The 4592-nt window shown below is 74.9% G+C and carries 6 protein-coding genes; 2 read left to right on the top strand and 4 right to left on the bottom strand.

What is annotated here, in order from left to right:
* Positions 1-167 precede the first annotated feature (167 nt).
* The 4 genes from AB0J52_RS28430 to AB0J52_RS28445 form a co-directional block, all read right to left on the bottom strand.
* Positions 168-923 (bottom strand): SDR family NAD(P)-dependent oxidoreductase, encoded by a 756-nt coding sequence (locus AB0J52_RS28430; RefSeq protein ID WP_500185534.1) that lies wholly within the window; start codon positions 921-923, stop codon positions 168-170.
* Between the two features lie 73 nt (positions 924-996).
* Positions 997-1572 carry a TetR/AcrR family transcriptional regulator gene (locus tag AB0J52_RS28435; RefSeq protein ID WP_500185535.1) on the bottom strand — a complete coding sequence of 192 codons (576 nt, stop codon included), beginning with the start codon at positions 1570-1572 and terminating at the stop codon, positions 997-999.
* Between the two features lie 75 nt (positions 1573-1647).
* Positions 1648-2256, bottom strand: a complete 609-nt coding sequence (locus tag AB0J52_RS28440) for a hypothetical protein (protein WP_500185538.1) — start codon at positions 2254-2256, stop codon at positions 1648-1650.
* 170 nt (positions 2257-2426) lie between these two features.
* Positions 2427-3014, bottom strand: a complete 588-nt coding sequence (locus AB0J52_RS28445) for a hypothetical protein (RefSeq protein WP_500185540.1) — start codon at positions 3012-3014, stop codon at positions 2427-2429.
* 168 nt (positions 3015-3182) lie between these two features.
* Here AB0J52_RS28445 and AB0J52_RS28450 point away from each other — a divergent pair, with 168 nt between their 5' ends.
* Complete coding sequence (locus AB0J52_RS28450; RefSeq protein ID WP_500185541.1) at positions 3183-4448, top strand: sensor histidine kinase; 1266 nt, start codon at positions 3183-3185, stop codon at positions 4446-4448.
* A partial coding sequence (locus AB0J52_RS28455) for a helix-turn-helix domain-containing protein (protein WP_500185542.1) occupies positions 4436-4592 on the top strand: 157 nt, incomplete at its 3' end. The genes AB0J52_RS28450 and AB0J52_RS28455, both read left to right, overlap by 13 nt.

Raw genomic sequence — 4592 nt, forward strand, 5'->3', positions numbered from 1 at the left:
CAGCCCCGGGGGAGCGCCGGCGCGACCGTCGCCGCCGTGACGACCGCCGCGACCGCGCCGTCCGCCCATCCCACGTCCCGTCCGGCCACGGGACGAGTATGGACGGCGGCGCGGTCCGGGGGCATCGGCCGGGAGGGGGACCCGGCCCGTCATCCCCGCGAGGGGGGTCAAGCGGTGACGCCGCCGTCGATCACCATGTCGTGGCCCACCACGAAACCCGCCTCGTCGGACGCCAGCCACAGCACGGCGGCGGCGATCTCCTCAGCCTCGCCGATCCGTCCGGCCGGGATGGAGGCGGCGTACCGGGCGGCCCGGTCGGCGTGCGACTCGCCGGGCTGCAGGGACATCGGGCCGTCGGACGCGCCGGGGCTGACCGAGTTGATCCGGACGCCGTCGCCGATGTGGTCCAGGGCTGCGGCGCGGGTGAGGGCGCTGACGGCGGCCTTCGCGACGGTGTAGCCGCCGAGGTTCGGACGGCGTCCGTGGACGCCGATGTTGGACGCCATGTTCACGATCGCGCCGCCGCCGTGCCCGCGCATGTGGGCGATCTCGTGCTTCATGGACAGGAACGTGCCGGTCGCGTTGACCCTCAGGCCGGTCGCCCAGAGGTCCTCGTCGAGATCGGCGATCGGGGCGGGCGGGACGAAGGCCCCCGCGTTGTTGAACGCCACGTGCAGGCCGCCGAACCGCTGGACGGTCTCGGCCACCATGCGCGCGGCGTCGCCGGAGTCGGACACGTCCGCGACTACGTGCGCGGCGGCCCCGCCCTCGGCCTCGACCAGCCGGACGGTCTCCTTGAGCGGCTCCTCGGTGCGCCCGGCGACCATGACGGACGCGCCCTCGCGGGCGAAGGCGAGGGCGGCGGCGCGGCCGAGGCCGGTTCCGCCGCCGGTGACGAGGACGGCGCGGTCGGTGAAGCGCATGGGGGCTCCTTATGAGAATGATCGGTCTTGAATCAGGGCGCGACAAAGGGCCGCGAACGGCCGGAGGGAAGGATCAGTTGAGCAGGGCCAGGGCCTGGTCGGCGGCGTCCCGCAGGCGCTCCTCGCCGCCGGGGGCGCGGCCGAGCACCCGCATCCCCTGGAGCAGCACGAGCAGGAAGCGCGCCAGGGCGCGCGGATCGCGGTCGGCGGAGAGCTCGCCCTGGGCCCGGGCCCGGATGAGCGCCGAGGTCAGGGCGGTCTCCAGGTGAGTCCAGCTCGCCTCGACCTGCCGCGCGGCGGTGGCGTCGCGGCCCGCCATCTCGACGGCCGCGTTCACCACCATGCAGCCGCGCAGGGACGGGCCGCGCGACTCGGCCGCGAACCGCTCGACGAGGGCGCGGACCCCGGGCAGGACGGGCCCCGGGCGGGACAGTTCCTCCACGATGTCCGGCTGGGACCGGCCGTAGAGGTCGAGCGCCCTCACGTAGAGGTCGTGCTTGCCGCCGAAGGTCGCGTAGAGGCTGGCGCGGGCCACGCCGGTGCGCTCCACCAGGTCGGCCATGGACGTGCCCTCGTAACCGCGCTCCCAGAACAGCTCCAGGGCGCGGCGCAGGGCGGTGTCCGGGTCGAACTCCTTGGTCCTGGCCATGATCGAAACCTAGTGTTTCGAGAACGATCGGTCAAGTTTGGAGCGGTCCGAAAACCGGCCGTCGTCAGGGGCGCGTCAGGCGTGCGCGGGGACGGCCGGATGCTCCAGGTCCAGGACGCCACGGACGCCGCCCTCGGCGTCCAGCGCCTCCAGGACGGGCGCGCGGCGGCTGCCCCAGACGATCGCCACGTGCCCGTGCTCTGGCACGGCCAGCAGCCGGGACCCGATCCGGATCGAGGCGACCCCGTCGGCGGCCCGCAGCCGCGCTTGGTTCACCCACTTGGCGCCCCACGGCAGCAGCCGGTCGGCGTTGCGGACCGTCCGGCCGGAGGCGTAGACCCGCAGCGGGCCGCCCAGCTCGTCCTCGCTGCGGCGGTCGAGCGGGCGGTCCGGGGCGGAGCCGGCGCCGCCGCCGAGCTCCATCCACTCGCCGCCGCGGAACTGGAACGTCAGGCCCTCGATCATGACCTCGTCCGGCCGGAAGACGTCGCTGCCCCGCCGGAGCACGCTCACCACCGCGATGTCGCCGTCGATGTCGTGGGAGAGCAGGCCGTCGGCGGATCCGGCGGAAGCGGGGGTGGTGGCGGAGGCGTCCACCGGGCCCGGCGCGGCGGCGGCCGGGGAGGCGGACGCGCCGTCGCGCAGGAGGCGGAGGCACAGCTCGCGCACTTCGCGGTCGTTCATGATGCGGACCTCAGATCGTGCCTTCAGGGCAAAGGGCCGGAGCCCTCGGGAACGGGGGACCGGCCCTGCGTTCCCGCCATGCTAGAGGCCCGGAAGGGGTGGCATCACCGATCTCGGGCGAATGTGGCGAACGAGTCGGTTTTCCCCAGGTAGAGGGCTTGAAACCTGGTTCAGCCATGTTCCGCGGCGGACTTCGGGAAGGCCCGGAAGGCCAGCACCGCGCACAGCACCGCCAGCGGGAGCTCGACGCCCGCCGCGAGCACCGTGGCGACGGCGCGGTCCGCGCCCGGAGCGGCGGTCAGGACGTCGAACCAGGCGTCCATGGCCAGCAGCGCCGCGGTGGCGGCGGCGGGCAGCGCCAGCCGGGCGTCGCGGCGCAGCGCGAGGACGCCGGTGGCGACCAGGCAGGCCGCGAGCATCGCGTCCAGGCCGATCCAGGCCGCCGACCAGTTCGTCACGTGGGCGCTGGAGGGCATCCGGGCCGCCAGGACCGCGATCCACGGCAGCAGCGCGAGTCCGGCCGCGGCCAGCGCGTGCCCGATCCGCACCCGCCGCACCGCCTGCCGCACCCGCCCCTGGGCGGTGGGCCGGACCGGCGGGCACCAGGCGGTCGGCGCCCCCGCCTCGCGGAGGTCCAGGTCGCCGAGGCCTGCCGCCCGGGGGCGGGGGGCGCCGAGGCGGGGGAGGGGCGCCGGTCGCGGGGTGAACGCGGTCCGACGGCCACGGGGGCGGGCGATCGGGCTGACGCTGGCGACCATGACGGTGTTCCTCTCTACGGCGGTCTCCTCGACCTGCCTCCAGCCTGGTCGAACGCGCCTCGGAGATCAGTAACGCCGTCATCCGAACCGGGGTGGTGCTAACACCACCCGAGGGACGGAAAACCAGTACATGGCGGGCGGCTCGTCCGCGGCCTTACCGTTCTGCGCATGCTGTCCAGTTCCGTACCGCGGCGCGCCCTCACCCACGCGCCGTGGTCACGGGCGACATGGCGGGAGACCGTCTTCGTCGCCTCCGGGGTGCCCCTCCAGTTCGCCGGGTGGGCGGTGGTCGCGCTGCCCTGGCTGCTGTGGGCCGCCGCGGACCTGATGGTCATCCTGCTCTGGCTCGCCCTGCCGGTGGTCGGCGTCGCGCTCCTGGCCCGCCCCCTCGCGTCCGCGCACCGGGAGCGCTGCTGGGCCGTGCTCGGGGTGGACGTCCCGCCCCTGCCGCGCGAGGAGGGCGCGTCCGCCTGGGACGTCCTCCGCGACCTGCGCTCGCCGGAGCTGTGGCGGCTGATCCGCTACCACCTCGTGGTGGGGCCCCTGGTCGGGACCGCGGCGCTCGCGACGGTCGCGCTCTGGACGACCGGACTCGCGCTGACCACCGTGAGCTCCTACGCCTGGGCGCTGCCCGCGGACAGCCCCCTGTCGCTGACCGGGCACGCCGTGCGCGTGGGCGTCCTCACGGCGGGCGGGCTCGTCCTGCTCGTCGCGACGCCCTACCTGGTGCACGGGGTGGTCCGCTGGGACGTCGGGGCCGTCCGGTCCCTGCTCGGCCCGGACCTGACCGCGGAGCTGCAGAAGCGCGTCGAGGACCTGGCCGAGAAGCGCGCCGACGTCGTGGACGCCGCCGACCTGGAGCGCCGCCGCATCGAGCGCGACCTGCACGACGGCGTCCAGCAGCGGCTCGTCTCGCTCGCGATGAACCTCGGCCTGGCCCGGGAGACCCTCAAGGACCTGCCGCCCGAGGCGCTGGAGGTGATCGTCGAGGCGCACGAGGAGGCCAAGGAGATCCTCACCGACCTGCGCAACTTCATCCGCGGCCTGCACCCCGCCGTGCTGGAGGACCGGGGCCTGGACGCCGCGCTCTCCGGCATCGCCGCGCGCGTCCCCGTCCCGGTCCGGCTCGCGGTGGACGTGCCGCGCCGCGCGTCCTCCACGGTCGAGTCCGTCGCGTACTTCGTCGTCTCCGAGGCCCTCACCAACGTGGTCAAGCACGCGGACGCGACGTCGGTGGACGTCGTCGTGCGGCGCCAGGGCGACGTGCTGCGCGTGACGGTGACCGACGACGGCAGGGGCGGCGCGTCGTTCGACCGCGGCACCGGACTGCGCGGGCTGGCCCGCCGGGTCAACTCGGTGGACGGTACGTTCCGGATCACCAGCCCTGTCGGGGGCCCCACCACCGTCACCGTGGAGTTGCCGTGCGCATTGTGATCGCCGAGGACTCGGTCCTGCTGCGAGCCGGGCTGATCAAGCTGCTGGAGACCTCCGGGTTCGAGGTCGCGGCCGCGGTCGGCGAGGCGGAGGGGCTGCTCGCCGCCGTGGCCGAGCACCGCCCGGACGCCGCGATCGTGGACG

The organism is Spirillospora sp. NPDC049652 (assembly GCF_040675125.1).
In the GTDB taxonomy this organism is placed as follows: Bacteria; Actinomycetota; Actinomycetes; order Streptosporangiales; family Streptosporangiaceae; genus Spirillospora.

What these genes read in the sequence shown, in the direction of transcription:
- AB0J52_RS28430 (WP_500185534.1), bottom strand. Translation starts at nt 923, where the DNA reads ATGCGCTTCACCGACCGCGCCGTCCTCGTCACCGGCGGCGGAACCGGC.
- AB0J52_RS28435 (WP_500185535.1), bottom strand. Translation starts at nt 1,572, where the DNA reads ATGGCCAGGACCAAGGAGTTCGACCCGGACACCGCCCTGCGCCGCGCC.
- AB0J52_RS28440 (WP_500185538.1), bottom strand. Translation starts at nt 2,256, where the DNA reads ATGAACGACCGCGAAGTGCGCGAGCTGTGCCTCCGCCTCCTGCGCGAC.
- AB0J52_RS28445 (WP_500185540.1), bottom strand. Translation starts at nt 3,014, where the DNA reads ATGGTCGCCAGCGTCAGCCCGATCGCCCGCCCCCGTGGCCGTCGGACC.
- AB0J52_RS28450 (WP_500185541.1), top strand. Translation starts at nt 3,183, where the DNA reads ATGCTGTCCAGTTCCGTACCGCGGCGCGCCCTCACCCACGCGCCGTGG.